Below are 25,937 nucleotides of genomic sequence, written 5' to 3'. Positions count from 1 at the left end.
CGTCAGCCCACCGAGTCGAGCATCCGGGCGGTGTGCATCCGCCCGGCGTACTCGACGAGCCGGATCAGCACCTCCTTCCCCGAGTCGCGGTCACGGGCGTCGCAGAGGACGACGGGTGTTCCCTGGTCGAGGTCCAGCGCGCGGGAGACGTCGCGGGCGCCGTAACTGCGGGAGCCCGTGAAGCAGTTGACGGCCACCACGAACGGGATGTGCCGGTGCTCGAAGTAGTCGACCGCCGGGAAGCAGTCCTCAAGTCGCCGGGTGTCCGCGAGGACCACGGCCCCCAGGGCGCCCTGCGACAGTTCGTCCCACAGAAACCAGAAGCGGTCCTGGCCCGGTGTGCCGAACAGGTAGAGGGAGAGGCCGGACCTGATGGTGATGCGGCCGAAGTCCATGGCGACCGTCGTCGTGACCTTCTGGTCCACGCCGTCGGTGTCGTCCACCAACTGACCGGCCTCGCTGAGGAGTTCCTCGGTGCGCAGCGGCCTGATCTCGCTGACCGCGCCCACCATGGTGGTCTTGCCCACGCCGAATCCGCCGGCGACCAGGATCTTCAACGCCAGGGCGGTCGTCTCGCCGTCCTCGGCGTCGGACTGCTCGGAGACCATCGATCACTTCTCTCGGGAGTGCCGGCAACGCTCGACGTCTGTAGGTGTGCATCGTGGCAAGTACGGCCTCCCCCAAGGGGGTTGGACCGCTATGTGCCCGATGTGACCGCCTCGCACCTGTTCGATGAGCGAAAGGGTGCACAAGTCGGCTTCGTACGCGTTCGGGTGGTTCTGAAGTTTCGTCACAGTGCCCGTAGTCCCTCGATCACCTCGCGCAGGATCCGTTCGTCGGGCAGCTGCGCGGGCGGCACCGGACGGCTGACGGTGACGCAGCCGAGCTCCAGGAGGTCGCCGAGGAGCACCCGGACCACTCCCAGTGGGAGGTCCGCTCCGGCGGCGAGTTCGGCGACGGACTGTGTTTCGGGGCGGCACAGGTCGATGAGGGCACGGTGTTCCGGTCCGAGTCCGGTGTCGTCGTCGAAGCCGGGCGCGCCCGTGTCCAGCGTGACGAGTGCGATCAGGTCGAAACGCACCCCCGTAGGACCTGATTTGGTACGTCCGCCCGTCATCGCGTAGGGGCGGACGAGAGGTCCGGCTTCCTGGTCGTACCACTGGCTGCCCGGTTCGCGCTGGGCGCCGGTCATGTCTTCGGTCATCGGAGCGGATCGCCCTCTCGCCTCATCCGGCTGCGGGCGGTCGCGCGCCGACGCGCGGCGGCGTGTACAGGTGCTCGCCTACGCGCTTGACCAGCCGCGCCATCTCGTACGCCACCAGGCCTATGTCGGCCGTGACGGCGGTGAGGACGGCGAGGCAGGAACCGTCCCCGGCCGCGGCCACGAAGAGGAAGCCGTCGTCCATCTCCACCATGGTCTGCCGCACTCCGCCGGCTCCGAAGTGCCGCCCCGCGCCCTTGGCCAGGCTGTGGAATCCGGAGGCGACCGCGGCGAGGTGTTCGGCGTCCTCGCGCTTGAGGTCGGTCGACGCGCCGACGGCGAGGCCGTCGTTGGACAGCACCACGACATGCCGTACCTCGCTCACGCGCAGCACCAAGTCGTCCAGCAGCCAGTCGAGTTCGCCGGACCGCTGGGCGGCCCTCATGCTCGGGTCCTGGATCACGCGGGGTCTCCTTCGCTGCTGTCGCTGCCCGTCGCGGGGCCTGGGGTGGCACCGCGGCCCGGTTGTCTGCCGCCGCCGCGCGTCCAGCCCTCGCGGTAGGCCGACATCCGGTCCCGTACGACCTCCGGGGTGCGGTGCTCGTCGCGTGGGGCGACCGGTGCCTGTTCCCGTTCCGCTGTGGGCTGTTCGCGGAGCTGGGGGGCGAGGTGCGCCTGACGTACGCGGCGTGGGAGGTCGTCGTTCTCGTCGGTCCCTTCGGCGTCCTCGGGGGGACGGTGCAGTCGCAAGGTGGTGACTCCGGGGGGCGGGGTGTCGTTCGCCGACTCCGCGGCGGCCCGTGCGGAGACCGCCAGGGCGGGCCGGTCGGCCGAGGCCGGGACGGACTCCTGGTGCTGGGGCGCGGTGGGTACGCGCGCGTACTCGCGTTCCACGGCCCGCTCCCCGTCCTCGACCGCCGCGCGCGGGGCACGTTCCGCCGCGCCGCCGTGCAGCAGCGCCGTAGGCAGCAGGACGACCGCCGTCGTTCCGCCGTAGGGCGAGGTCCGCAGGTGCACCTTGATGCCGTGGCGGGCGGCGAGCCTGCTGACCACGAAGAGGCCGAGCCGGTCGCTGTCGAAGAGGTCGAGGGCCTCGGACTGTTCGATGCGACGGTTGGCGTCGCCCAGGGACTCCGTGCCCATGCCCAGGCCCCGGTCCTCGACCTCCACGACGTAGCCGTTGCCGACGGGTTCGCCGGTGACCCGCACGCGTGTGTGCGGCGGCGAGAACTGGGCCGCGTTCTCCACGATCTCGGCGAGCAGGTGCGTGAGGTCGGCGACGGCGGCGCCGACGACGGCCGCCTCGGGGAGTTGGCGTACCTCCACGCGCGCGTAGTCCTCGACCTCGGAGACGGCCGCGCGGACGACGTTGGTCAGCGAGACCGGCATGCGCCAGGCTCGGCCGGGTGCCGCTCCGGAGAGGATGATCAGGCTCTCGGCATGCCGTCGCATACGGGTGGTGAGGTGGTCGAGGCGGAAGAGGTCGCTCAGTTCGTTCGGATCCTCGGAGCGGCGCTCCATGCTGTCCAGCAGGCTGAGTTGACGGTGTACCAGGACCTGGCTGCGGCGGGCGAGGTTGACGAAGACCCCGGAGATGCCGCTGGCGAGTTCGGCGCGTTCGACCGCGGCGCGCAGAGCGGCGCGGTGCACGGTGCTCAGGGCCTCCACGACCTGTCCGACCTCGTCCTCCCCGGGTGAACCGGGCGGGGCCTCCGCCCTGATGTCGATCTCCTCCCCCGCGCGCAGTCTCCGCATGGCCTCGGGGAGCTTGTGGCGGGCGATCCCCAGGGCGTCGTTGCGCAGACTCACGAGTTCGACGACGAGGCCGCGTCCGATGCGCACCGAGATGACGAGCGACGCGATGACGGCGGCGAGTCCGAGCAGGACCGCGGCACCGGCGGAGGTGAGCAGTCCGCGGGTGAAGGGATCGGCGCGGTCGGCGACCCCGCTGCCCGCGTCCGACTCGATGGTGCGCATGCCGTCCTGCACGCGTGCGTGCGCGTTGTTCCAGGTGGTCTCCGGAGCCGCGGCGATCGCCCTGGTCCCAGAGTTTGCGGCAAGGACCTTGTCCTCGACGGTGCCGACCGCGGCGTAGTCGCTGGTGTCGGCGAGGTGCTGCCAGGCGGCGCGTTCGGAGCCGCGCAGATCCTCCACGGCGGAGTCGGTGAGCGTACGTCGTGTGTCGACGGCGCCCGTGAACAGCCTCAGCCGCTCCCCGTCAAGCCTGCCGTCGAGACGGGCGCCGGCGAGCATCGCGTCCTCCTGGGACAGCGATTCCCCGGCCCGGGAGAATTCGAGGAGCACGCGCGCGTCGGACCCGAGGTCGGCGTCCTGGATCCCGGTGAGCGCCCCGCCCACGGCGAAGGCCGTCGCGATGGTCTTCGTGTACTGCCCGTAGGTCTCGTCCCATCCGGCGCGGTGGGCGAGCACGTCGGCCCGCAGTGAGCGCAGTTGTTCGGCTCCGGTGACGAAGGTCTTCAGGCGGCGGGCGACCCCGGCGGGCAGTTCCTCGCCGTCGGCGACGGTGTTGTCGTCGCCGAGCCGCAACCTGGCGACCGACCGGTCCGTGCTCACCGCCAGCTTCTTCAGGTCCCCGCTCCGCTCGGCGTCGGGGTCGGTCGCGTAGCGCACGGCGGCCGACCGCTCGGCCTGCAGCGCCGCCACGGCGTCCGCGACGGGGCTGCGCACCGCGGAGTCCACGCGCTGCAACTGCCGTAGCCGGGAGACGTCCTGGGCGGTACTGACGGTGGCGTACGCCCACAGTGCGAGCAGGGAGACGACCGGCACCATCAAGAGGCAGACGATCTTGGCCCGCACGGTGCGCGGACGCATCCGCCATCGTCCCGCGCGCGGGGGTATGTCCTCCGACGGGGCGTCCAGAGGGTCGTCGAAGAGTTCGTCGGCGGGTGGTCCGGCGTGCGCGCGACGACCGCGCACGGGCGGCGTCTCGGCGCCGGCTCTCGGGGTCCTACGGGGGGTACGCATGGCCTCCTCGCTCGGAAGTGGTTCTCAAGGGCGTGCTGCGCGGGCCGGGCTAGCGGGCGACGCCCTCGACCGGCCGCTGGGCCGAGGCGGTGGCCTCGCGTTCTCCCGTGGTCGGCGACAGCGCGACGAACGCCGAGGTCAGGAACAGGTAGGACCCGAGGCCCACGGCGAGGGGGAAGATGAACTGCATCGCCGTGGCGCCGGGAAGGACCGCTCCGGAGGGCGTGACGTGCACGCGCACCGCGAACATGCCGGTGTAGTGCATGCTGCTGACGGCCGCTCCCATGACGAGGGAGGCGGCGGTGACCGCCACGGGCGACTTGATGTTGAGGGCCGCCCACAGGGCCGCGGTCGCCGCGACCACGGCGATGAGCACGGAGAGCCCGACGAGCATCGGGTCGTAGCTCACGTCTCCGTGCAACCGCATCGCCGCCATGCCCAGGTAGTGCATGCTCGCGACGCCCAGTCCGGTGGTGAGGCCGCCGAGGACGAGCGCGCGGCCCCGGTCGCGGCCGTAGCCGACCGCGAAGACGCCCGCGCAGACGACGACCATGGCGACGAGGAGGCTGAGCACGGTCAGGGGGACGTCGTAACGGATGTCTGTGCCGCTGACGCCGAAGCCGAGCATGGCCACGAAGTGCATGGTCCAGATGCCGGTGCCGAGTGCTGAGGCCGCGGTGATGAGCCAGTTGCGGCGCGACCGGCCGGTCGCGCCGAGCGCGCGGACGGTGCAGCGCAGCCCGAGTGCGGAGCCCATGCAGGCCATCACGTATGACAGCACGGGGGTCAGCCAGCCGAAGGTGGCGTGGTCCAGGTGTCCCATGACCAGGGGACGCTAGTAGGGGCACGGGTGCACAAAGGGGGCGCATTTCGAAAGGTGTTGCAATGTGACGCAGAGAGGTACCTGAACGACCGCGTCACGCTCGAACATGTGCACCGAAGCGTCATCCGTGTCGGTGAGGGATCATGCGGAACATGAGCGACGACCACACACACGTCCAGGAGTTCTTCGGGGCGCGCGCCGCCGACTGGGACAGCCGCTTTCCGGACGACGGCCCCGCCTACGCCGCCGCGGTCGCCGAACTCGGACTGCGCGCGGGAGACCGGGTGCTGGACGCGGGCTGCGGGACCGGGCGTGCGCTGCCGCCGCTCCGTGGGGCCGTGGGCCGGTCCGGAGTGGTGCTCGGGGCCGACCTGACCCCGGCCATGCTGGAGGCCGGCGTACGGGCCGGACGGGGCCGCGACGGGCACCTGCTGCTCGCCGACGTCGCCGCGCTGCCGCTGCGGTCGGAATCGCTCGACGCCGTGTTCGCGGCGGGCCTCATCGCCCATCTGCCCCAACCCGAAAAGAATCTGCGGGAGTTGGCGCGTGTGGTGCGCCCCGGCGGCACGCTGGCCCTGTTCCATCCGATCGGCCGGGCGGCGCTCGCGGCGCGTCAGGGACGGCAGATCACACCGGACGACCTGCGCGCGGAGCCCAATCTCCGCCCGCTCCTGGCCGGTTCGGGGTGGCGCATGACGTCGTACGCCGACGAGGACGTCCGCTTCCTGGCACTGGCGTTGCGCGAGAGCTGAGCCCGCGCGCGGGTCACACGTTTCCCGCGACCGGCGCCGTGAAGGCTTCCGGGTTGTCGAACATGACACTGCGCCGGCGCGGCATCCTCACGATCGCCCGGGCCACGAGCCACACCGAACTGACCTGGCTGAGCGCCCCGTTGGACTCTCTCGACGGCTGACCCGCCCCCGCGCGGAGTGCTCGATGCGTGCGCTTCACCGCACCGTTCCTCTTCTGTCGCCGCGACTCCAACTCTACGTTGGGCAGCAGTAGATGAACGGTCAGCGACAGAGAACCACGCAGGGGGAAGGTGGTCAGCATGTTCGACAGGCCCCGTAAGACCTTCGCCAGATTTCTCACCTCCACGCGCGCGGAACCGAGCAGCAGCCCACAACGGCGCCCGCACAATCTCTTCGAGGCCGCCGCCGTGTACGTCTCGGCCCGCGCGGAGGACGATCAGGACCGGATCGACGAGGCCGCGGGCTGGGTGTCGCCGGAGGCGCTGTCCTTCGGGGTGAGCGAGCTGGCATGCCGGGCCGTCGTCGCGCTCGCCAGGGAGCGTGACGAGTCGCCAAGGACGGTGGCTCGTGCGCTTCTTGGGCTCCCCGCGGCCTGACAGTTCGGGTCACCGGAGGTCATTTCGCCCTGTCCAGCCGGAAAACTGCAGCTCCGGGTGTACTTGGGAGTCGTGACAAGCGCCTTCCGCGCACACTAGGGTGCGCGCGGTTGGACGAATGATGGGGAGGCTGGGATGGCCGACACGGATGAAGAGGCCGTCGCCGCCGAGGACGATGCGCTCTATGTGCTCACGGCGGTGCTGCTGACGCCGGCGAAGTTCCCGAGTGTGCTGGGCGACGACTACCCGGAGGCCTGTGCTGCGCTCGGTATGGCGCCGCTCGCCGACGGGTACGGCCTGGTTCTCGGCCAGGACGGCGACGGGTCGCGGTGGACGGTCGTCATCGACGACGTGTCACTGGTCGCGGTCGCCATCGCGTCCTGGGACTGCGGCATGGAGTACGACCTGTCGCCGAGCGAGCGCACGGTGGTCGCCGCCCTGCCGGGCTGGCCGCTCGCGGTCGCCGTCGCGGCTCCCAACGTGCCCGCGCCGCACGATCCGGACCCCGACCTCGTGGACCGGCCACCGCTGACTCCGCCGGACACCACCACCTGGGGTCCGGCACAACGACGGCTCGGTGCCGACGAGATCGCGCTGCAATGGGCCTTGTGGCGCGAGCAGATCGACGACTCGACCTTCTCGGCCCAGGAGGTTCAGGAGGCGCAGGAGGCCCAGCACGGGGCGGGCGACGCGTCGACGACGGGCAAGGCCGCCTCGGACGCCATCCGCGAAGCTGCCACCCCCGGCGCCGCGTCGGAGGCGGATGGGACTCCGGCGGACGACAACGCGGCGGACGGCGCCTCTGCGGGCGACACCGGGGAAGGCCCTCAGGCGGGCCACAGCGGGGTCCGTCGGGTGCTGACGGAGGTCCGCGCGTACGTCGACTCCCCGCCGCCCCTCGGCCGCGTCAGATCGTCCTTCGCACCGGGCGACGCACGCACGCTGCGCGCCGACGGCCCCGGCTGGTCGCTGGTCGCCCGAACCGACGACATAGCGTTCGTCCTCCTCGACGACGAGCCCGGCGAGGTACTGCCGGTCGGCCGGGGACCCGAGCTTCCCGGTCTCTTGGAGGCACTCGACAAGCTTGCCGTGCGGCCGAGTTGAGCCCTTGGGCGCGGATCTGGGCGTCCGAAGGCCCGCACGTCCGGGTCACGCTCGATCGACCGGGTCGACGAGGAGAGCCCGGTTCGTGGACGGTGTTCGGCAGCGCACCGTCCGCAGGGCTGCTACCGGCAGTCCCGCGGACGGCGCTGTGCTGTGATCTGCTCCCGTAGGCCACCCGGGATCGCAGCCGGGCATCCGTGGGTCAGCGGCCGATCTCCTTGCCTGCCACGCGGCGCAGCCGACGCCGCTGCGAGGGGTCCAGCGTGAGGTATGCGGCCGTCGGCACTCCCACGACGATCAGGAATGAGACCCACCAGGGCAGCCAGATCAACAGGATCAGTCCGACCGCCACACCTCCTACGGCGATCTTCGCGTTCTTCGACATATGTCGCCTCCTCCGCGGCCGCAGCCGCTCTCTGATCTGAAAACGGGTCCGCGCTCCGCACAGTTCCGGATCGCGACCCTGAGACATCCCTGAGGCGCTTCCCCTACTGGTATCCGGGCCGTCGGTCGTTCCGTCACTCCGTCCACTCCATGCGCAGCGGCTCCCCCACCTCGTGGAGGTGGCGCAGGGCCTGCCGGTAGGAGTCGACGAGCCCCGTCTCCACGTAGGGGATACCCACATCCTGACAGTGGGCGCGCACCAGGGGTTGTGCGAGCCGCAGATCGGGGCGTGGCATGCTCGGGAAGAGGTGGTGTTCGATCTGGTAGTTGAGGCTGCCGAGGAACCAGTCGGTCAGGACGCCACCCCGGATGTTCCGCGAGGTGAGGACCTGGCGGCGGAGGTGGCCCCACCGTTCCCCGTTCGGGTCCGGCATCTCCATGCCCTTGTGGTTGGGCGCGAAGGCCAGGCCAAGGTGCAGGCCGAACAGGGCCTGGTGCAGTGCGGCGAACGCGAGTGCCTTCCCCGGGGACATCGAGATGAGCAGCAGCGTCGCGTAGGCCACGACATGGCTCACCAGAAGAGCGCCTTCGACGATCCGCTCGCGACGGGGCTGGCGCCGCAGATCCTGGAAACCGTGGACCTTGAGGGCGACGCCTTCGAGCAGCGTGAGCGGGAAGAACAGCCATGCCTGGTTGCGGGTGAGCCACCGCCGGAACCCTGAACGGTCCTTGGCCTGCTCGCCGGTGAAGACGAGGACGTCGGCGACGACGTCCGGATCCTTGTCGATGTGATTGGGGTTGGCATGGTGACGGTTGTGCTTGTCGTTCCACCAGGAGTAACTCATCCCCAGCAGCAGATTGCCGTGGATCAGGCCGATGATCCGGTTGACGGCCTTGCCGCCGGCGATCTGGGAGTGGCCCGCGTCATGGCCTATGAAGGCCGTGCGGGCGCCGAACACAGCCAGCAGCGGGGCCAGGAGCAGCGTCAGCCAGGAGTCGCCGATCAGGACGATGCCGGTGACGATTCCGCCCAGCGCGAGGGTGTTGGCGGCGATGCAGCGCGCGTACCAGGCATATCGCCGCTCCAGCAGTCCTCTTCCCTTGACCGTGCGCAGGAGGGGCGCGAACTCGCTTCCTGGGGGCGCCACGACGGCATCCCCCGGATCCTGCGCGCCGATGACTGCGGTGGTCTGGGACATGTCCGATCTCCGGCTCTCTCAGGCAACGGGCTGACCTGAGCAAACGTACGAATCGGTGACCGGTCGCGACCATGGCGGAACCCCCCGTGTCCGTACGGGGGTCAGCCGGGTCCTCACAGGGGGGTTGACGACACCCTCGCCGAGTCGGTCCCCAGGGATCGAGCCTGCGGAGAGGTACCCGGAAAAAGGCGATGGCAAGGAGTTCGTCCACTCCTTGCCACACCCAAGGTATAGCGCAGCCGGGGGCTTGCGGCAAGGCCCGGGTCGTCCCGCAAAATGGCCGACCGAGGCCGGGACCTGCGGAAACGAAAGATCGCGAAGCGCAGTTCCACGGAGCGGCCGACCGGAAACGAATCTCCTTGGATGGGCGTTCTGATGATTGACGTGATCGTGGTCGGCGGCGGACCGACCGGCTTGATGCTGGCCTGCGAGTTGCGGCTGCACGGCGTGCACGTGGTCGTGCTGGAGAAGTTGACCGAGCAGACCGGGGAGTCCCGCGGGCAGGGTCTGCACGCGCGCAGTGTCGAGATCATGGACCAGCGCGGCCTCCTCGACCGGTTCCTCGCGGTCAGTGAGAAGTTCCAGGCGGGCGGTCTCTTCGGAGGCATCGTCAAACCGTGGCCGGACCGGTCGGACACGGCCCACCCGTACGGCGTCGCCACCCCGCAGCCGGTCACCGAGCGGCTGCTCGAAGAGCGCGCCGTCGAACTCGGCACCGAGATCCGACGCGGCTGCGAGGTGATCGGGTTGAGTCAGGCCGAGGACGGGGTGACCGTCGAGCTGTCGGACGGCTCGCAGCTGCGCTCGCGCTACGTCGTCGGATGCGACGGCGGCCGCAGCACGGTACGCAAGGTGCTCGGCGTCGGTTTCCCCGGCGAGCCAGCGACGGTCGAGACGCTGCTGGGCGAGATGGAGGTGGCGGAGGATCCGGCGACCATCGCCGCCGCCGTCGAGGAGGTCCGCAAGACCCAACTGCGGTTCGGCGTCAGCCCCGGCGAGAACGGCGTGTACCGCGTCGTCGTGCCCGCCGACGGCGTTGCCGAGGACCGTGCGACCGCGCCGACCCTCGATGACTTCAAGCAGCGGCTACGGGCCGTCGCGGGCTCCGACTTCGGCGTGCACTCGCCACGCTGGCTGTCCCGCTTCGGCGACGCGACCCGGCAGGCCGAGCGCTACCGGGTCGACCGGGTCCTGCTGGCCGGCGACGCGGCGCACATCCATCCGCCGACCGGCGGGCAGGGGCTCAACCTGGGTGTGCAGGACGCGTTCAACCTCGGCTGGAAGCTGGCTGCCGAGGTCAACAGCTGGGCGCCGGAAGGGTTGTTGGACAGCTATCACACCGAACGACACCCTGTAGGCGCCCGAGTCATCGCCAACACGCGCGCGCAGATCACGCTCCTGGGGACCGATCCCGGTCCGACCGCACTACGGGAGCTGTTCTCGACGCTGATGGACTTCGAGGAGGTGAACCGGTACGTGACCGAGATGATCACCGCGGTCGGGATCCGCTACGACTTCGGCGAGGGCCACGAACTGCTCGGCCGACGACTGCGGGACATGAAGCTGAAGCAAGAGCGCCTCTACGAGTTGATGCGCGCCGGCCGAGGCCTCCTGCTCGACCAGACCGGCCGACTCTCGGTCACGGGTTGGGCGGATCGCGTCGACTACGTAGTCGACGTCAGCGAGGAATTGGACGCACCCGCGGTGCTTCTGCGGCCGGACGGCCACGTGGCGTGGGTCGGCGACGACCAGGAGGACCTGTTCAGCCGACTGCCCAAGTGGTTCGGCGCGCCCCAGTAGATGCTCTCCCGAACCCTTGTGACCAGTAGGCCGGGAACGCCCAGCCCCCTGGTAGAACGGCTCCCGGTCCGCGCGGAACGCCGCCGTCGCTCGGGCCAGGGCTCCGGCTCGCAGTTCCTCGACGAGGCCGGCCGCGGGGAGGGACGCGAGCGTGGTACCGCCGAGGAAGGCCGTGCCGAGTTCGGCGGCGGTCAACCCGGTCACGGGCCCAGGCCTCGAACTCGCCCTCGGCGACCGGGCGGAAGGGTAGGGACCTGTCCCCGGGCCTGTGCAGTCGACAGCGCCACGGGACGCGATCGAATCACATGGCCGCCCCCTCCCAGATGCCGCGCTCGCCCGACAAGCGGCGGACACCCCGGATTCACCTCACCGTCGAGCATCGTTCCTCATGAGCGCCAACTCTGGCCGCTGTCAGCCAACTTGTCCTCAGGAGGCCCGATGTCCCCGCACGACCTCGTCCGACCCCGCGCCCGTCGTCCCGTCGCGGCGGGTATTCCGCTCGCCGTGGTGGTCGCCCTCGTGGCCGCCGGTACGGCCGCAGGAGCCCCCGCGAAGGCCGGGGCCGCCCATGTCACGCGGACGGCGACGCTGGGCGACATCCCGCTCGGCACGTTCAGCAACGCGCTGCTGCCCGGGACGGTGGACAACGACCGGGGAGTGGACCTCGGCGGTATCGGCAGCGACATCTATCCGGCCGGCCGCAAGGGCGAGTACTGGACGATCACCGACCGCGGGCCCAACGGCCAGATCAAGGTCGGCGGGACGAAGCGCCGAACATTCCCCGTGCCCGGTTTCGACCCGGCGATCGTGAAGATCCGTGTCTCCGGGGACACGGTGAAGGTCCTGGACGCCCACCCGATCACCACGTCCTCCGGGAAGGCGGTCACCGGGCTGTCGAACCAGCAGGGACGCGACGAGGCGCCGTACTCCTACGACGCGCAGACGGCGCTGTCGTACAACCCGAACGGGCTGGACACGGAGGGCATCGTGCGGGCCGGGGACGGCTCCTTTTGGCTCGTCGACGAGTACGGGCCCTCCCTGGTGCATGTCTCCGCGCGCGGGAAGGTGCTCACCCGGTACGTGCCCAAGGGGCTGCACCTGGCCGGGGCCGACTACCCGGTGGTGGAGGCGCTGCCGGCCGTCCTGCTGCACCGGAAGATCAACCGCGGCTTCGAGGGGCTCGCCCAACTGCCCGGCGGCGACCTGGTGATGGCCCTGCAGAGCCCGCTGTCGCTGCCGGACGGGGACGCCGGGGACGCGTCGCTCAACACCCGTCTGCTGCGCTTCTCCACGAAGAAGAAGGCGGTCACGGCGGAGTACGCGTACCGCTTCGACCCGGTGAACGTGGTCGACCCCAGTGAGGACGACACCTCCGAGCTCAAGATCTCCTCGGTGGTCGCCGTGGGCGACGACCGACTGCTGGTCGAGGAGCGCACCGACAAGGCGGCCCGGCTCCAACTGGTCCAGCTGGGGCGCAAGTCGAACATCCTTGGTGGTCGCTACGGCGACGACACGACGTCCCCGTCGCTGGAGCAGCTCGACGACCCGACCGCCGCGGGTGTCCCGGTGCTGGCCAAGAAGCTGGTCGTCGACCTGGGGACCGTCGCCGGGGTGCCGCAGAAGATCGAGGGCATCGCGCGCGTGGATCACGACACGCTCGCCCTTGTGAATGACAACGACTTCGGGATGACAGACGGCGCGGGCGCGTTCGACGCGCAGGGGCGGTTGGTCGACAGCGGTATCGAGACGACCGTGGTGTACCTGAAGCTGCCGCACGGCATCTGAGCGTCCGTCGGCTCCTGAGGCGGCTAGCCGAACAGGGACGGGAGCAGGGATTCGATGTCGCTGGGAACCTCGCTCGGCAGTTCCGAGGGGAGGTTCGACGGAAGCGCGGTCGGGAGCTTCGTCGGCAGGCTGGTCGGGAGCTTTGTCGGGAGAGTGAGGGACGGGCTGCGGCTCGTGCTCGAACTGCTCTCCGCCGGCGTCTTCTTGTCCGGTGAGTCATGTCCCCCGCGAGCCATCAGCACGATGGCGGTGACGGCTCCGGCGGCCACGACCACGGCGAGCAGGATGAACAGCGGCCGGGGGCGCCTGCGAGGAGGCGGCCCATGATCCCCGTCCCCGTAGTCCCCTCCCGGCGGGTGTCCGAAGTCTCCAGGAGGTGGCGGTCCGAAGCCGCCTCCCGGAGGCGGGGCGGCGCCCGGAGGCCCGGGCGGTCGAGGCGGTACGGGCGGCATGGCCATACCGCCAAGAGTCGCCTCGCAGAGGTCATGGCGCGACCCCCGCGCGGTGGTTGATACGGGCTCATGCCATGGATCGCATGATTCCGGAGCATTCCGCGCGGGGGTCGGTCACGATCGGCAACTCACGGACAGCAACGGGCTCGTGAGTGACGCACGCGTGCGTGCGGTCAGCCGCGTGCTCCCAGGAGGTGGTCCAGAGCGAGCTGGTCGAGCTGCTCGAAGGCCATCCCGCGCTGGGCGGCCGCCTCGATGTCGAAGTCCTCGAACGCCGAGCGGTCCGCGAGCAGCGACTTGAGGCCGTCCGCCGCGGTCTGCTGCGCCAGCTCGTCCAGACGCGAGGCGCGCAGCGCCTCCTGGACCACCGGGTCGCCGCGGAACGCGGCCGAACGCTCCTTGAGGATCAGGTAATTGCGCATGCAGCCGGCCGCGGACGCCCACACGCCGTCGAGGTCCTCGGTACGCGGCGGCTTGAAGTCGAAGTGCTTCGGGCCGGCGTAACCGGCGCTCTCCAGGAGGTCGACCAGCCAGAAGGCGGCGCGCAGGTCGCCGTTGCCGAAGCGCAGGTCCTGGTCGTACTTGATGCCGGACTGGCCGTTGAGGTCGATGTGGAAGAGCTTGCCCGCCCACAGGGCCTGGGCGATGCCGTGCGGGAAGTTGAGCCCGGCCATCTGCTCGTGGCCGACCTCGGGGTTGACGCCGTAGAGCTCCGGGCGCTCCAGGCGCTCGATGAACGCCAGGGCGTGGCCGACGGTGGGGAGGAGGATGTCGCCGCGGGGCTCGTTCGGCTTGGGCTCGATGGCGAACTTGATGCTGTAGCCCTGGTCGGTGACGTACTCGCCGAGGAGGTCGAAGGCCTCCTTCATGCGGTCGAGGGCGACGCGTACGTCCTTGGCGGCGCCGGACTCGGCGCCCTCGCGGCCGCCCCAGGCGACGTAGGTCTCGGCGCCCAGTTCGACCGCGAGGTCGATGTTGCGGATCGTCTTGCGCAGCGCGTAGCGGCGCACGTCGCGGTCGTTGGCGGTGAACGCGCCGTCCTTGAAGACCGGGTGTGTGAAGAGGTTCGTGGTCGCCATCGGCACCTTCATGCCGGTCGCGTCGAGGGCCTCACGGAAGCGCTTGATGTGCGACTCGCGCTCGGTGTCCGAGGACCCGAAGGGGATCAGGTCGTCGTCGTGGAAGGTCACACCGTGGGCGCCGAGCTCGGACAGGCGCTGCACCGTCTCGACCGGGTCGAGGGCACGGCGGGTGGCGTCGCCGAACGGGTCCCTTCCCTGCCAGCCGACGGTCCAAAGGCCGAAGGTGAACCTGTCCTCGGGGGTGGGCTGGTAGTTCATGACGCGGCTCCTTGTTGCTTCGCTGCGACTATTTCGTCATGGCGGTTTACAAATTAGTATGCACACGCAGCTCTGGGAAGGGACAAGGTGTCCCTGAAGGAGTGGGGTACGGGTCACCGCACCCCGGAAAGCCTTGAAAACACCAGCTCAGAGCCCGCAGAGCCGCGGAAAAAGGGAGAACCCGATGTCAGCAGCCGAGGGTCCGCTCGTCGTCGGCGTGGACACGTCCACCCAGTCCACGAAGGCACTGGTCGTCGATGTGTCCACCGGACGGATCGTCGCGAGTGGCCAGGCGCCGCACACCGTCACCTCGGGGGCGGGCCGCGAGAGCGACCCCCGCCAGTGGTGGGACGCCCTGTGCGAGGCCCTGCGCCAGTGCGGGGACGCGGCCCACGAGGCGGCGGCCGTGTCGATCGGCGGCCAGCAGCACGGCCTGGTCACCCTGGACGCCCAGGGCGAGCCGGTGCGCCCGGCGCTGCTGTGGAACGACGTGCGCTCCGCGCCGCAGGCCCGCCGCCTGATCGAGGAACTGGGCGGTCCGAAGGCCTGGGCGGAGCGCACCGGCAGTGTGCCCGGCGCCTCCTTCACGGTCACGAAGTGGGCCTGGCTCGCCGAGCACGAGCCGGAGGCGGTGCGCGCCACGGCGGCCGTACGCCTCCCTCACGACTACCTCACCGAGCGGCTCACCGGGCAGGGCACCACCGACCGGGGCGACGCCTCCGGCACGGGCTGGTGGGCGTCGGGGACCGAGTCGTACGACGAGGAGATCCTTCGGCATGTGGGGCTCGACCCGGCGCTGCTGCCCCGGGTGGTGCGGCCGGGCGAGGTGGCGGGGACGGTGCGCGACTGCCACGATCTGCCGTTCTCCAAGGGCACGTTGGTCGCGCCGGGCACCGGCGACAACGCGGCCGCCGCACTGGGCCTCGGGCTGCGCCCCGGGGTCCCCGTGCTCAGCCTCGGCACGTCGGGCACCGTGTACGCGGTGTCGAAGCACCGCCCCGCCGACCCGTCCGGCACAGTCGCGGGCTTCGCCGACGCGCACGGCGACTGGCTGCCCCTGGCCTGCACCCTGAACTGCACGCTCGCCGTGGACCGGGTCGCGGCACTGCTGGGCCTGGACCGGGAAGCCGTAGAACCCGGCACTTCGGTCACGCTGCTGCCCTACCTGGACGGCGAGCGCACCCCGAACCTGCCCAACGCCTCGGGCCTGCTACACGGCCTGCGCCACGACACCACCGGCGGCCAACTCCTCCAGGCCGCCTACGACGGCGCCGTGCACGCCCTGCTGGGCGCGCTCGACCTGGTCCTCGACGAGGACGCGGACCGCACCACGCCGTTGCTGCTGATCGGCGGGGGCGCCCGGGGCACGGCCTGGCAGGAGACCGTACGGCGGCTGTCGGGGCGGCCGGTCCAGGTGCCCGAGGCGAAGGAACTGGTCGCGCTCGGTGCCGCCGCGCAGGCCGCGGGGCTGCTGACCGGCGAGGACCCGGCCGCGGTGGCCCGGCGTTGGAACACGGCGGACGGGCCGGTGCTGGACGCCGTGGAGCGCGACGAGGCGACGCTGGCCAGGATCTCCGGGGTACTCTCCGACGCGGCTCCGCTGCTCGAACGGGGGCCGGACGCCCGTTGACGCACACCGACCGAGGACTGACGGAGGCATGAGCGCACCGCTGCACGAGGCGCACCCCGCGGGGTCCGGGCGTGCCCTGCCCGATACCCAGCAGGGCATGCGCCGGCGCAACCTCGCGCGCGTGATGCACACGGTGAGCGCCGAGGGTCCGCTGTCGCGTGCTGCCGTGGCCTCGCGCATCGGGCTGACCCGTGCGGCGGTGTCGACGCTGGTGGACGAGCTGATCCGGTCGGGGCTCCTCGAAGAGCTGGGCCCCGAGCGGCCCGGCCGGGTGGGCCGGCCCGGATCGGCGCTCGCCGTCAGCGGACGCGGCCCGGCCGGGATCGGCGCGGAGATCGGCGTCGACCATCTCGCGGTCTGCGCGGTCGATCTGCGCGGCGAGATACGCGCGCGTGCCGTACGGCACGGCGTGAACCGCGGCCGCTCCCCCGAACCGGTACTCGCCGAACTCACCGCCCTGGTACGGCAGATCGTCGCCGAGGCGGACGCGGAGGGCCTGTGGCCGGCCGGACTCGCGGTCGCCGTGCCCGGCCTGGTCGCACGCGACGGCCGTACGGTCGTCCGCGCCCCGAACCTCGACTGGCACGACACGGATGTCGGCGCCCTGCTGCCCGCCGAACTCCCGCCCACGGTGGACAACGAGGCGAACTTCGGCGGGCTCGCCGAACTCTGGCTGGGCGAGACCACTCCGCGCGACTTCCTGCATGTGTCGGCCGAGATCGGCATCGGCGCCGCGGTCGTGGTGGACGGGGGGCTGCTGCGCGGAACCCGAGGATTCGCGGGCGAGTTGGGGCATGTCCCGGTGCGTCCGGACGGGCCGGAGTGCGCGTGCGGCGGGCGGGGATGCCTCGAACAGTACGCGGGCGAGGAGGCGGTGCTGCGTGCCGCAGGGCTGGAGCCCGGCGCGGACCGGGTCGGTCTGCTCGCGACCCGCGCCGCAGACGGCGACGAGGCGGTACGACGTGCCCTGCACGACGCAGGTACTGCGCTCGGCATCGCACTGACCGGCGCGGTCAACCTGCTCGATCCGCAGTTGGTGGTGCTGGGCGGCGCGCTGTCCGGTCTCGCGCCCTGGCTACTGCCCTCGCTGGAGGCGGAGTTGGCGCGGCGCACGGCGGGGCCCGCCTGTCCGGTGTCGGTGTCGCGGCTGGGGCCCGAGGGTCCGCTGCTGGGAGCCGCGCACTCGGTGGTGCGGGCCGTCCTCGACGATCCGGCGGCGGTGGCCGAACGGACTGGGAGAATCGTGGCCGGACGAGCTGGGGACAACGTGGCCGAACAGGCCTGAAACACGGCCGGGTTCACCCGTCCGAGTGATCGAGTTATCCACAGCTCCGCCGTCGTCCACGGAAGCCGGCCACGCCCTACTGCCCAACCCGCAACCGCCGTACCGTGATTCACGCGAGGCGCAGCCGTCGTGTCATGACGACGGTGTGCGGATGCGGGTGCGGATGCGAGTGGACGAGGGGGGATTCACGTGTCGGGGGAGACAGTTCGAGGGCCGGAGACGGCTGCTGGGACAGGGATGCTGCGACGGGATGCCGTCGGGCTGCGTGAGGTCCTGTTCCAAAGCGTCACGGCGATGGCGCCGGCCGCCGCGGTCGCCGCCTCGATCCCGTCGGGCGCGGCCTTCGCGGGCGGAAGTCTGCCGCTGTCGGTGCTGATCGCGCTGGTGGCCTGCCTGTTCACCGCGTCCTGCGTCGCCGAGCTGGCCCGCGAACTGCCTGCCGCCGGCTCGGTGGCCACCTACGCGGCACAAGGACTGCATCCGGCCGTCGGCTTCCTGGTCGGCTGGGGCTACGTCTTCGTCGAATCACTGGTACCGCCCCTCCTGCTCCTCCAACTCGGCTTCACCACGGCGGGCACCCTGCACCAGGAGTGGCCCTCGTATCCGGAGAACCTGTGGTGGCCGTGGGCACTCGCGGGCGCCGCGATCATCGCCGTGGCGGGCTGGTTCGGAGTGCGCGCCTCCGCCCGCTTCGGCACGGTCCTCGGCGTCTTCGAGATCCTCGTCTTCCTGGTGTTCGCCATCTGGCTGATCGGCAAGGCCGGTAGCGCCAACACCCTCTCGGTGTTCGGCACTTCGCACACCGGCAAGGACCACTCGGGCCTCGGCGGAGTCTTCGCCGGCTCGGTCTACACGGTGCTCGCGTTCGCCGGGTTCGAGGCCGCGGCACCACTCGCCGAGGAGACACGGGACCCGCGCCGGACGATGCACCGCGCGGTGCTCGGCGCGGCCCTCGGGATCGGCCTGTTCTACGTGCTGACGACCTACGCCATGACGGTGTACTTCGGGCCGGACCGCTTCAGCGGGTTCGGAGCCTCCGGTGCCGCGTCCTGGGAGGGGGTGGCCCGCGCGTCGTTCGGACTGTTCTGGGTGCTGGTGTTCCTCGCCGTGGTCAACTCGACGATCGCCAACGCCAACGCGTGTGCCACCGTCTCGACCCGCACCGCCTTCGCCCTGGCCCGCATCCGGGTACTCCCCCGCATCCTGGCCACCCTGCACCCACGCCACCGCTCCCCCGTCGCCGGGATCGCCGTGCAGACCGTCGTGGCGGTGGGCGCCGTACTGGGTCTCGGCTTGGGCTACGACCCGGTGACCGCGTTCCTCCTCCTGGCCACGGTGATCGTCACGGTCGTCATCGGTGTCTACATCGTCGTGAACCTGGCCTGCGCGGGCTACTTCCTGCGCCGCAGGCGCGAGTTGCTCAAGCCGCTGCGGCACCTGCTGGTGCCCCTCCTCGGGATCGTCGCGTTCGTCCCCGCCCTGCTCACCGCGGCAGGCATCCCGGCCTTCGACTTCGTGACCGAACTGACCGCTCCCGTGTCCTACGCCGGTCCGGTCGTCGGCATCTGGATGGCGGCCGGGGTCGTGGTCCTGCTCGTTCTGCTACGACGGCACCCCGAGCGAATAGCCGAAACCGCCCGTGTCCATCTCGACGAACCCGCCTCCACCGGTCATCCGCAGAACGGAGCAGTACAGCCATGAACGACCCCCGGATCCTGACGGTGCGGCCCGAACCGGGCGAGTACGCCTGGACGTTCGGCGGCGCCCCGCCCGTGGCGCGCATCGCGCCCGGCACGGTCCTCGACCTGTACACGGAGGACTGCTTCGCCGGACAGGTGCGGTCCGAGAAGGACCTGGTGTCCGAGGTGTGCGAGTTCCCGTTCCTGAACCCGCAGACCGGTCCCTTCCATGTGGAGGGCGCGGAGCCGGGCGACACGGTCGCCGTGCACTTCGTGTCGATCGAACCCGCCCGGGACTGGGCCGCCTCGACCACGGTTCCCCTCTTCGGCGCGCTCACCTCCACCCACACCACGGCGACGCTGCAACCGCCGCTTCCGGAGACCGTCTGGATCTGGCAGTTGGACCGGACCCGGCGTACGGCGTTGTTCCGCGCGCGGGACAGCGACATCGAGGTCGAGCTGCCTCTCGACCCGATGCACGGCACGGTGGGTGTGGCCCCCGCCAACCTGGAGGTGCGTTCGGCGCTGGTCCCCGACGCGCACGGCGGGAACATGGACACGCCCGAGATGCGGGCCGGGGTCACCTGCTACCTCGGCGTGAACGTGGAGGGTGCACTGCTCAGCCTCGGTGACGGGCACGCCCGGCAGGGCGAGGGCGAGACCTGCGGGGTCGCCGTGGAGTGCGCGATGAACACCGTGGTGATCGTGGAACTGCTCAAGGGGGTCGCCACACCCTGGCCGCGCATCGAGTCGGACACGCACATCATCTCGACGGGTTCGGCACGTCCGTTGGAGGACGCCTTCCGGATCTCCCAGCTCGACCTGGTGCGTTGGCTGGTGCGGGACTACGGGTTCAGCGAACTGGACGCCTACCAATTCGCAACCCAGGCGGTCGAATCGCCGTTGGCCAACGTGTGCGACACCAACTACACCTGCGTGGCGAAGATCCGGAAGGAGTGGCTGCCCGCGCGCGAGACGCACCGCGGACTGCACGCGCGGCTGCGTGAGACCGCGGCGGCACTCCGGCACTGAGCCCGCCGCCCCCTCCGAACACCCCGACACACCCGAAGACCTCTGAAAGGCAACCCCGCAGTGGACCGTTCAAGACCGCTTCCGAGCAGGCGGCGCATCCTCAAGGGTGCCGCGCTGGCCGCCGTACCGTACGCGTTACTTCCCGACGCGGAAGCCGGTGCGCAGACCCAGGCCATCGACTATCCGTCGGCCGAGTGGCAGCCGGCGAGCGCCTCCAACTACACGGCGTCCAACCGCCCCAGCACCTATCCCGTGGACTACGTGATCATCCACGTCACGCAGGAGACGTATCCCAACACCCTGTCCATCTTCCGGAATCCGCAGAAGAAAGTGTCCTCGCACTACCTCGTGCGATCGGCCGACGGGCATGTAGCGCAGTGTGTGCGGGAGGCCGACATCGCCTGGCACGCGGGGAACTGGGACTACAACACGCGCAGTGTCGGTATCGAGCACGAGGGCTGGGTGGATCAACCCCAGTGGTTCACCGACACGTTGTACGAGCAGTCGGCCAGACTGACGGCGGCGATCTGCACGAAGTACGGGCTCCCGAAGGACCGGGCGCACATCATCGGGCACTACGAGGTGCCGGGTACGGACCACACCGATCCGGGGCCGAACTGGGATTGGACGCGCTACATAAGGCTGGTCAACTTCGCCTGAGCCGGGGCGGACCAGGGCCGGTTCCGAGCCAGTTCCGATCCGGTTCCGCGAGCGTCGCGGTTCGTTCGGGGCGTACCTGGTCGAAACGGTTGTCCGGATCGGTCTGCGGAGTGACGATGGCCGCATCCGTTGCGGCGCCGTGTCGCTGTCGTGTCATCGCCGTATCGCCGTTCTACCGCCGCTGCACCGCCGTCGTATCGACTTCAGGGGAGGCCGAGTTGACCGATCCATGGGTGGCCCTGGAGCCGGGGGCCGACCCTGCCGAGCGGGTGCGGGTGCTGCGCCGGGCGCACGAGACGTTCGCCGTGGCGGGTACGGTGCCGCAGCCGGTGCGGTCGGTGGTGGCCGATTCCTGGCGGCGTTCCGCGCGGGCCGGTGTCGGTCCCGAGGGCACGGCGAGTGTGGAGCTGACCGACGGCGACCTGGGTGTCTACCGCGCGGAGCATCCGCTGGCGCGGGTGATGCCGCTGATACGGGAGTTGGTGGGTACGTTCGCGGCGGACGGCGAGCATCTGCTGGCGGTGTGCGACGCGCAGGGCAGGCTGTTGTGGGTCGAGGGGGATCCGGCGACCCGGCGGAAGGCGGGCCGGATGAACTTCGTGCCGGGTGCGCGCTGGGCCGAGAGCTCGGTCGGGACGAACGCGCCGGGTACGGCGGTCGCCGTGGACCGGCCGGTGCAGGTGTTCGCGGCCGAGCACTTCATCCGGCGGGTGCAGCCGTGGACGTGCGCGGCGGCTCCGGTGCACGATCCGCGCACGGGGCGGGTGCTCGGTGCCGTGGACATCACCGGCGGGAACGGGCTGGCACACCCGCACAGCCTCGGCTTCGTGCAGGCGGTGGCGCGGGCCGCCGAGTCCCAACTGGCGCTGCTCGCCCCGGAACAGACGTATGTCGACGGGCCCGAGCTGACGGCGCTGGGTCGGGGCGAGGCCCAACTGTGCCTCCACGGCCGCAAGATGAGGCTGAGCCGCCGACACAGCGAGATCCTGGTGCTGCTGGCCCGGCATCCCGAGGGGCTGACCGGCGACGAGTTGCTGTGCGCGCTGTACGAGGACGAGTCGGCGCCGCCGGTGACGTTGCGGGCCGAACTGGCGCGACTGCGGCGGCTGTTGGGCCCGGGCCTGCTCGCCTCGCGTCCTTACCGGCTCACGTCACCGGCCGAGTCCGACGTGGCGATCGTCGAGCGGCGGCTGGAAGGGGGTGCGGTCATGGGGGCGGCGACGGCGTACACGGGTCCGTTGCTGCCCGGTTCGCAGGCACCGGCGGTGGTCCGGCTCAGGACCCGCCTGGCCGACGGCCTCCGTACGGCGCTGATCGCCCGCCGCGACCCCGACCTGCTGGCGGACTGGGCGCACGCGCCGTGGGGCGAGGACGACCTCGACGTATGGCGGGCCCTCGCGGCGATACGGCCGACGGCACCGGTGCGCTCGCGACTCGCCGCGCTGGAGTCCGAGCTGGCGGCACCGGCTGGATGGTCACGGCAGGCGGCCCGCTGACGCAACACGCGCTCGACGCACGCCACTTACCGCCCAGCCCGCCCTCCGACTCCCGGCGCCGGCACACCTTCCGCCCTCCACCCTCCCGGCTCCCGGCTCCCGGCTCCCGGCTCCCGGCTTCCGGTCTCCTCCCTCCTCCCTCCTCCCTCCTCCCTCCTCCCTCCGGCACCCAGCACCCAGCACCCAGCACCCAGCACCCAGCCCACCTTCCAGCTTCCGCGCTCCGGCTCCTGGTTCCCCCCTTCCGCCTCGCGCCTTCCGCCTCGCGCCTTCCGCCTCCCCCCTTCCGCCTCGCGCCTTCCGCCTCGCGCCTTCCGCCTCGCGCCTTCCGCCTCCCCCCTTCCGCCTCGCGCCTTCCGCCTCGCGCCTTCCGCCTCGCGCCTTCCGCCTCGCGCCTTCCGCCTCGCGCCTTCCGCCTCGCGCCTTCCGCCTCGCGCCTTCCGCCTCGCGCCTTCCGCCTCGCGCCTTCCGCCTCGCGCCTTCCGCCTCGCGCCTTCCGCCTCGCGCCTTCCGCCTCGCGCCTTCCGCCTCGCGCCTTCCGCCTCGCGCCTTCCGCCTCGCGCCCTCCGCCTCGCGCCCTCCGCCTCGCGCCCTCCGCCTCGCGCCCTCCGCCTAGCGGCCCACCTTCTGCCCTCTGGCTTCCGGCACCGGACTCCCGGCTCCCCGCCCGCCTTCCGACTTCCACCCCCGCTTTCCGGCACCGGGCACCCGACACCCGCCTTCCGGCACTCCCGCACCCCAGCACCCCCGCACCCCAGCACCCCAGCACCCCAGCACCCCAGCACCCGCGCAACGTACATGCAACGTCCCGCCCCCTAGCCTCGCGCCGAAAGCTGCCCAACGGCGGGCAGCGCTGTTCCGGGAGGCAGACCAGGATGACCCGTTACACGGCACCCGGCACCGAGGGCGCGATCGTCTCCTACCAGGCGCGCTACGACCACTTCATCGGCGGCGAGTACGTGCCGCCGGCCCGCGGGCAGTACTTCGAGAACCCGTCCCCGGTGAACGGGCAGCCGTTCACGGAGATCGCGCGCGGCACCGCGGAGGACGTGGAGCGGGCGCTGGACGCGGCGCACGCGGCGGCGCCGGGGTGGGGCCGGACGTCGGTGACCGAGCGTTCCGACATCCTGCTGAAGATCGCCGACCGGATGGAGGCGAACCTGGAGCCGCTCGCGGTCGCGGAGAGCTGGGAGAACGGCAAGCCGGTCCGCGAGACGCTCGCCGCCGACATCCCGCTCGCCATCGACCACTTCCGCTACTTCGCGGGGGCGATCCGCGCGCAGGAGGGTTCGCTGGGCGAGGTCGACGACGACACGGTGGCGTACCACTTCCACGAGCCGCTCGGGGTCGTGGCGCAGATCATCCCGTGGAACTTCCCGATCCTGATGGCGACTTGGAAGCTGGCGCCGGCGCTCGCGGCGGGCAACGCGGTCGTCATCAAGCCGGCCGAGCAGACCCCGGCGTCCATCCACTACTGGATGAGCCTGATCGCGGACCTGCTGCCGCCGGGCGTGGTGAACATCGTCAACGGCTTCGGCGTCGAGGCGGGCAAGCCGCTCGCGTCCAGCCCGCGCGTGGCGAAGGTCGCGTTCACCGGCGAGACCACGACGGGGCGGCTGATCATGCAGTACGCCTCGGAGAACATCAAGCCGGTCACGCTGGAACTCGGCGGCAAGTCGCCGAACATCTTCTTCGACGACGTGTCGTCGGCGAACGACGACTTCCTCGACAAGGCGCTCGAAGGCTTCACGATGTTCGCGCTCAACCAGGGCGAGGTGTGCACCTGCCCGTCCCGGGCGCTCATCCAGCGCGGCCACTACGCCGACTTCCTCCAAGCGGCCGTGGCCCGGACCGAGTTGATCAAGCCGGGCCACCCGCTCGACACGGACACGATGATCGGCGCCCAGGCGTCCAACGACCAGTTGGAGAAGATCCTCTCCTATCTGGACATTGGCCGGCAGGAGGGCGCGAAGATCCTCACGGGCGGCGAACGCCTCGACTACGACGGTGAGTTGAAGGGCGGATACTACGTCCAGCCGACGATCTTCGAGGGCGACAACCGGATGCGGATCTTCCAGGAGGAGATCTTCGGACCGGTGGTCTCGGTGACGTCGTTCGACGACTTCGACGACGCGATCAAGGTCGCCAACGACACGCTGTACGGCCTCGGGGCGGGCGTGTGGACCCGGGACATCAACACGGCGTACCGCGCGGGCCGGGCGATCCAGGCAGGCCGGGTGTGGACGAACTGCTACCACGCGTACCCCGCGCACGCGGCGTTCGGCGGCTACAAGCAGTCCGGCATCGGTCGTGAGAACCACAAGATGATGCTGGACCACTACCAGCAGACCAAGAACCTGCTCGTGTCGTACTCGCCGAAGAAGCTGGGCTTCTTCTAGGCCTATATGGGCCCAAAGGGTGCCTGACCTGGGGAAGCTCACGTCAGGCACCCAGCGCGGTGACCTCACCCATCGGCACCCGCGCACATCCCCGCCGCGAGCACGGCCCCGTCGGCGGGGTTGATCAGGAGGAAGGAACCGGTGAGGCGGGAGTCGGCGTACGCGTCGAACGGGAGCGGCTCGGCGGTGTGCAGCACCATCGAGCCGATGTCGTTGACGGCGAACTCGCCGGGGTCGGTGTCGTGGGCCAGGCCGTGGGTGAGGTCGACGCGGTGCGGGAGCTCCCGCACGACGGCCTTGACCGTACGGGTGCCGTGTTTGAGCAGGACACGTGAACTGACGTGCAGCGGACGCTCGTTGAGATGACAGACCGTGGCCCTGACGTCCTGCGTGGTGGCCGGTGCCTGCGCGCTGGGGGCGATGAGGTCGCCACGCGAGATGTCGATGTCGTCCGCGAGGAGAAGCGTCACCGACTGCGGCGCCCAGGCCCGGTCGACCGGCGTACCGAGGACGTCGATACCGGTGATCGTGCTGGTGAGACCGGACGGCAGGACGGTGACCGGGTCACCGACGCGCAGCACGCCGGAGGCGATCTGCCCGGCGTATCCCCGGTAGTCGGGGTGCTCGTCGCTCTGCGGACGGATGACGTACTGCACGGGGAAACGAGCCGCCGCACGCGCGAGGTCGGTGCCGACGGGGACGGTCTCCAGGTGTTCGAGAACGGTCGGCCCGCCGTACCAGTCCATGTGCGCGGACGGTTCTACGACGTTGTCGCCGGCCAGCGCCGAGATGGGGATCGCGGTGACCTCGGGGATGCCGAGTTCGCTCGCGCTGGCCGTGAACTCCTCGGCGATGGTGGCGAATACGGGCTCGCGGTAGTCGACGAGGTCCATCTTGTTGACGGCGAGGACGACGTGCGGGACGCGCAGCAGCGCGGCGATCGCGGCGTGGCGGCGGGTCTGTTCGACGACGCCGTTGCGGGCGTCGACGAGGATCACCGTCAGCTCGGCGGTGGAGGCGCCGGTGACCATGTTGCGGGTGTACTGCACATGGCCGGGGGTGTCGGCGAGTATGAACCGCCGTCGGGGGGTGGCGAAGTAGCGGTACGCCACGTCGATCGTGATGCCCTGCTCGCGTTCGGCGCGCAGGCCGTCGGTGAGGAGGGCGAGGTCGGGGCCGTCCTGGCCCCGGTTCGCGGACGCCCTTTCCACGGCCTCCAGTTGGTCGGTGAGGACCGACTTGGAGTCGTGCAGCAGCCGTCCGACGAGGGTCGACTTGCCGTCGTCGACGGAGCCCGCGGTGGCGAAGCGCAATGTGCCGATGGTCGTATCCATG

The 25,937-nt window shown here is 70.8% G+C and carries 22 protein-coding genes; 12 read left to right on the top strand and 10 right to left on the bottom strand.

Annotation, left to right across the window (positions count from 1 at the left end):
- Nucleotides 1-2: 2 nt before the first annotated feature.
- The 5 genes from OG194_RS41015 to OG194_RS40995 form a co-directional block, all read right to left on the bottom strand.
- Nucleotides 3-608, bottom strand: a complete 606-nt coding sequence (locus OG194_RS41015) for a GTP-binding protein (protein WP_327405779.1) — start codon at nt 606-608, stop codon at nt 3-5.
- Between the two features lie 182 nt (nt 609-790).
- Nucleotides 791-1,204 carry a DUF742 domain-containing protein gene (locus OG194_RS41010; RefSeq protein WP_033278301.1) on the bottom strand — a complete coding sequence of 138 codons (414 nt, stop codon included), beginning with the start codon at nt 1,202-1,204 and terminating at the stop codon, nt 791-793.
- Between the two features lie 22 nt (nt 1,205-1,226).
- Nucleotides 1,227-1,664, bottom strand: coding sequence for a roadblock/LC7 domain-containing protein (locus tag OG194_RS41005; protein WP_019062684.1), 438 nt, complete (start codon nt 1,662-1,664; stop codon nt 1,227-1,229).
- Nucleotides 1,661-4,186: a sensor histidine kinase gene (locus OG194_RS41000; protein ID WP_327405778.1), complete on the bottom strand. Its 2,526-nt coding sequence runs from the start codon at nt 4,184-4,186 to the stop codon at nt 1,661-1,663. The genes OG194_RS41005 and OG194_RS41000 overlap by 4 nt, the downstream gene beginning before the upstream one ends.
- 49 nt (nt 4,187-4,235) lie before the next feature.
- Nucleotides 4,236-5,009: an MHYT domain-containing protein gene (locus OG194_RS40995; RefSeq protein WP_327405777.1), complete on the bottom strand. Its 774-nt coding sequence runs from the start codon at nt 5,007-5,009 to the stop codon at nt 4,236-4,238.
- Between the two features lie 143 nt (nt 5,010-5,152).
- Here OG194_RS40995 and OG194_RS40990 point away from each other — a divergent pair, with 143 nt between their 5' ends.
- From OG194_RS40990 to OG194_RS40980, 3 genes are all read left to right on the top strand, one after another.
- Nucleotides 5,153-5,761 (top strand): class I SAM-dependent methyltransferase, encoded by a 609-nt coding sequence (locus tag OG194_RS40990; RefSeq protein WP_327405776.1) that lies wholly within the window; start codon nt 5,153-5,155, stop codon nt 5,759-5,761.
- A gap of 299 nt (nt 5,762-6,060) precedes the next feature.
- On the top strand, nt 6,061-6,357 hold the full coding sequence (locus tag OG194_RS40985; protein WP_327405775.1) for a hypothetical protein: 297 nt from the start codon (nt 6,061-6,063) through the stop codon (nt 6,355-6,357).
- Between the two features lie 135 nt (nt 6,358-6,492).
- Nucleotides 6,493-7,461, top strand: a complete 969-nt coding sequence (locus tag OG194_RS40980; RefSeq protein WP_327405774.1) for a hypothetical protein — start codon at nt 6,493-6,495, stop codon at nt 7,459-7,461.
- A gap of 202 nt (nt 7,462-7,663) precedes the next feature.
- Here OG194_RS40980 and OG194_RS40975 read toward each other — a convergent pair whose 3' ends face one another.
- Together OG194_RS40975 and OG194_RS40970 are read right to left on the bottom strand one after the other, a co-directional pair.
- Complete coding sequence (locus OG194_RS40975; protein WP_043668661.1) at nt 7,664-7,846, bottom strand: hypothetical protein; 183 nt, start codon at nt 7,844-7,846, stop codon at nt 7,664-7,666.
- 133 nt (nt 7,847-7,979) lie between these two features.
- Nucleotides 7,980-9,044: a fatty acid desaturase family protein gene (locus OG194_RS40970; RefSeq protein ID WP_327405773.1), complete on the bottom strand. Its 1,065-nt coding sequence runs from the start codon at nt 9,042-9,044 to the stop codon at nt 7,980-7,982.
- Nucleotides 9,045-9,419: 375 nt separating this feature from the next.
- On the opposite strand from OG194_RS40970, the gene rox reads away from it, so the two are divergent.
- Nucleotides 9,420-10,844 (top strand): rifampin monooxygenase, encoded by a 1,425-nt coding sequence (gene rox / locus OG194_RS40965; protein WP_327407371.1) that lies wholly within the window; start codon nt 9,420-9,422, stop codon nt 10,842-10,844.
- Between the two features lie 438 nt (nt 10,845-11,282).
- Nucleotides 11,283-12,629, top strand: coding sequence for an esterase-like activity of phytase family protein (locus tag OG194_RS40960; RefSeq protein ID WP_327405772.1), 1,347 nt, complete (start codon nt 11,283-11,285; stop codon nt 12,627-12,629).
- Between the two features lie 23 nt (nt 12,630-12,652).
- Here OG194_RS40960 and OG194_RS40955 read toward each other — a convergent pair whose 3' ends face one another.
- Complete coding sequence (locus tag OG194_RS40955) at nt 12,653-12,904, bottom strand: hypothetical protein (RefSeq protein WP_327405771.1); 252 nt, start codon at nt 12,902-12,904, stop codon at nt 12,653-12,655.
- Nucleotides 12,905-13,254: 350 nt separating this feature from the next.
- The gene (gene xylA, locus OG194_RS40950) at nt 13,255-14,421 is read right to left on the bottom strand and encodes a xylose isomerase (RefSeq protein WP_327405770.1); all 1,167 of its coding nucleotides are present in this window, start codon (nt 14,419-14,421) and stop codon (nt 13,255-13,257) included.
- 184 nt (nt 14,422-14,605) lie between these two features.
- On the opposite strand from xylA, the gene xylB reads away from it, so the two are divergent.
- The 7 genes from xylB to exaC all read left to right on the top strand — a co-directional run bounded on the left by xylB (nt 14,606) and on the right by exaC (nt 24,602).
- A complete protein-coding gene (gene xylB / locus OG194_RS40945; protein ID WP_327405769.1) occupies nt 14,606-16,051 on the top strand; it encodes a xylulokinase in 1,446 nt (481 codons plus the stop codon).
- Nucleotides 16,052-16,079: 28 nt separating this feature from the next.
- On the top strand, nt 16,080-17,336 hold the full coding sequence (locus OG194_RS40940) for an ROK family transcriptional regulator (RefSeq protein WP_327405768.1): 1,257 nt from the start codon (nt 16,080-16,082) through the stop codon (nt 17,334-17,336).
- Between the two features lie 237 nt (nt 17,337-17,573).
- Nucleotides 17,574-19,037 carry an APC family permease gene (locus OG194_RS40935; RefSeq protein WP_327405767.1) on the top strand — a complete coding sequence of 488 codons (1,464 nt, stop codon included), beginning with the start codon at nt 17,574-17,576 and terminating at the stop codon, nt 19,035-19,037.
- Nucleotides 19,034-20,047, top strand: coding sequence for an acetamidase/formamidase family protein (locus OG194_RS40930; protein ID WP_327405766.1), 1,014 nt, complete (start codon nt 19,034-19,036; stop codon nt 20,045-20,047). Before OG194_RS40935 ends, OG194_RS40930 begins: the two co-directional genes overlap by 4 nt.
- 60 nt (nt 20,048-20,107) lie before the next feature.
- Nucleotides 20,108-20,707, top strand: coding sequence for an N-acetylmuramoyl-L-alanine amidase (locus OG194_RS40925; protein ID WP_327405765.1), 600 nt, complete (start codon nt 20,108-20,110; stop codon nt 20,705-20,707).
- A 218-nt stretch (nt 20,708-20,925) separates the two neighbouring features.
- A complete protein-coding gene (locus OG194_RS40920; protein WP_327407370.1) occupies nt 20,926-22,203 on the top strand; it encodes a GAF domain-containing protein in 1,278 nt (425 codons plus the stop codon).
- Nucleotides 22,204-23,078: 875 nt separating this feature from the next.
- Nucleotides 23,079-24,602, top strand: a complete 1,524-nt coding sequence (gene exaC, locus OG194_RS40915) for an acetaldehyde dehydrogenase ExaC (protein ID WP_327405764.1) — start codon at nt 23,079-23,081, stop codon at nt 24,600-24,602.
- Between the two features lie 65 nt (nt 24,603-24,667).
- Here exaC and OG194_RS40910 read toward each other — a convergent pair whose 3' ends face one another.
- Nucleotides 24,668-25,936 carry a sulfate adenylyltransferase subunit 1 gene (locus OG194_RS40910; RefSeq protein ID WP_327405763.1) on the bottom strand — a complete coding sequence of 423 codons (1,269 nt, stop codon included), beginning with the start codon at nt 25,934-25,936 and terminating at the stop codon, nt 24,668-24,670.
- Nucleotide 25,937: the final 1 nt, after the last annotated feature.

Source organism: Streptomyces sp. NBC_01288, assembly GCF_035982055.1.
Classification (GTDB): Bacteria; Actinomycetota; Actinomycetes; order Streptomycetales; family Streptomycetaceae; genus Streptomyces.
Note: the sequence above shows the minus strand (reverse complement) of the source record. Positions and strands in the feature narration are given on the sequence as shown.

What these genes read in the sequence shown, in the direction of transcription:
- xylB (WP_327405769.1), top strand. Translation starts at nt 14,606, where the DNA reads ATGTCAGCAGCCGAGGGTCCGCTCGTCGTCGGCGTGGACACGTCCACC.
- OG194_RS40990 (WP_327405776.1), top strand. Translation starts at nt 5,153, where the DNA reads ATGCGGAACATGAGCGACGACCACACACACGTCCAGGAGTTCTTCGGG.
- OG194_RS40960 (WP_327405772.1), top strand. Translation starts at nt 11,283, where the DNA reads ATGTCCCCGCACGACCTCGTCCGACCCCGCGCCCGTCGTCCCGTCGCG.
- OG194_RS40970 (WP_327405773.1), bottom strand. Translation starts at nt 9,044, where the DNA reads ATGTCCCAGACCACCGCAGTCATCGGCGCGCAGGATCCGGGGGATGCC.
- OG194_RS41010 (WP_033278301.1), bottom strand. Translation starts at nt 1,204, where the DNA reads ATGACCGAAGACATGACCGGCGCCCAGCGCGAACCGGGCAGCCAGTGG.
- rox (WP_327407371.1), top strand. Translation starts at nt 9,420, where the DNA reads ATGATTGACGTGATCGTGGTCGGCGGCGGACCGACCGGCTTGATGCTG.
- xylA (WP_327405770.1), bottom strand. Translation starts at nt 14,421, where the DNA reads ATGAACTACCAGCCCACCCCCGAGGACAGGTTCACCTTCGGCCTTTGG.
- OG194_RS40975 (WP_043668661.1), bottom strand. Translation starts at nt 7,846, where the DNA reads ATGTCGAAGAACGCGAAGATCGCCGTAGGAGGTGTGGCGGTCGGACTG.
- OG194_RS40980 (WP_327405774.1), top strand. Translation starts at nt 6,493, where the DNA reads ATGGCCGACACGGATGAAGAGGCCGTCGCCGCCGAGGACGATGCGCTC.
- OG194_RS40985 (WP_327405775.1), top strand. Translation starts at nt 6,061, where the DNA reads ATGTTCGACAGGCCCCGTAAGACCTTCGCCAGATTTCTCACCTCCACG.
- OG194_RS40910 (WP_327405763.1), bottom strand. Translation starts at nt 25,936, where the DNA reads ATGGATACGACCATCGGCACATTGCGCTTCGCCACCGCGGGCTCCGTC.
- OG194_RS40995 (WP_327405777.1), bottom strand. Translation starts at nt 5,009, where the DNA reads ATGGGACACCTGGACCACGCCACCTTCGGCTGGCTGACCCCCGTGCTG.
- OG194_RS41000 (WP_327405778.1), bottom strand. Translation starts at nt 4,186, where the DNA reads ATGCGTACCCCCCGTAGGACCCCGAGAGCCGGCGCCGAGACGCCGCCC.
- OG194_RS41015 (WP_327405779.1), bottom strand. Translation starts at nt 608, where the DNA reads ATGGTCTCCGAGCAGTCCGACGCCGAGGACGGCGAGACGACCGCCCTG.
- exaC (WP_327405764.1), top strand. Translation starts at nt 23,079, where the DNA reads ATGACCCGTTACACGGCACCCGGCACCGAGGGCGCGATCGTCTCCTAC.
- OG194_RS40930 (WP_327405766.1), top strand. Translation starts at nt 19,034, where the DNA reads ATGAACGACCCCCGGATCCTGACGGTGCGGCCCGAACCGGGCGAGTAC.
- OG194_RS40940 (WP_327405768.1), top strand. Translation starts at nt 16,080, where the DNA reads ATGAGCGCACCGCTGCACGAGGCGCACCCCGCGGGGTCCGGGCGTGCC.
- OG194_RS40935 (WP_327405767.1), top strand. Translation starts at nt 17,574, where the DNA reads ATGCTGCGACGGGATGCCGTCGGGCTGCGTGAGGTCCTGTTCCAAAGC.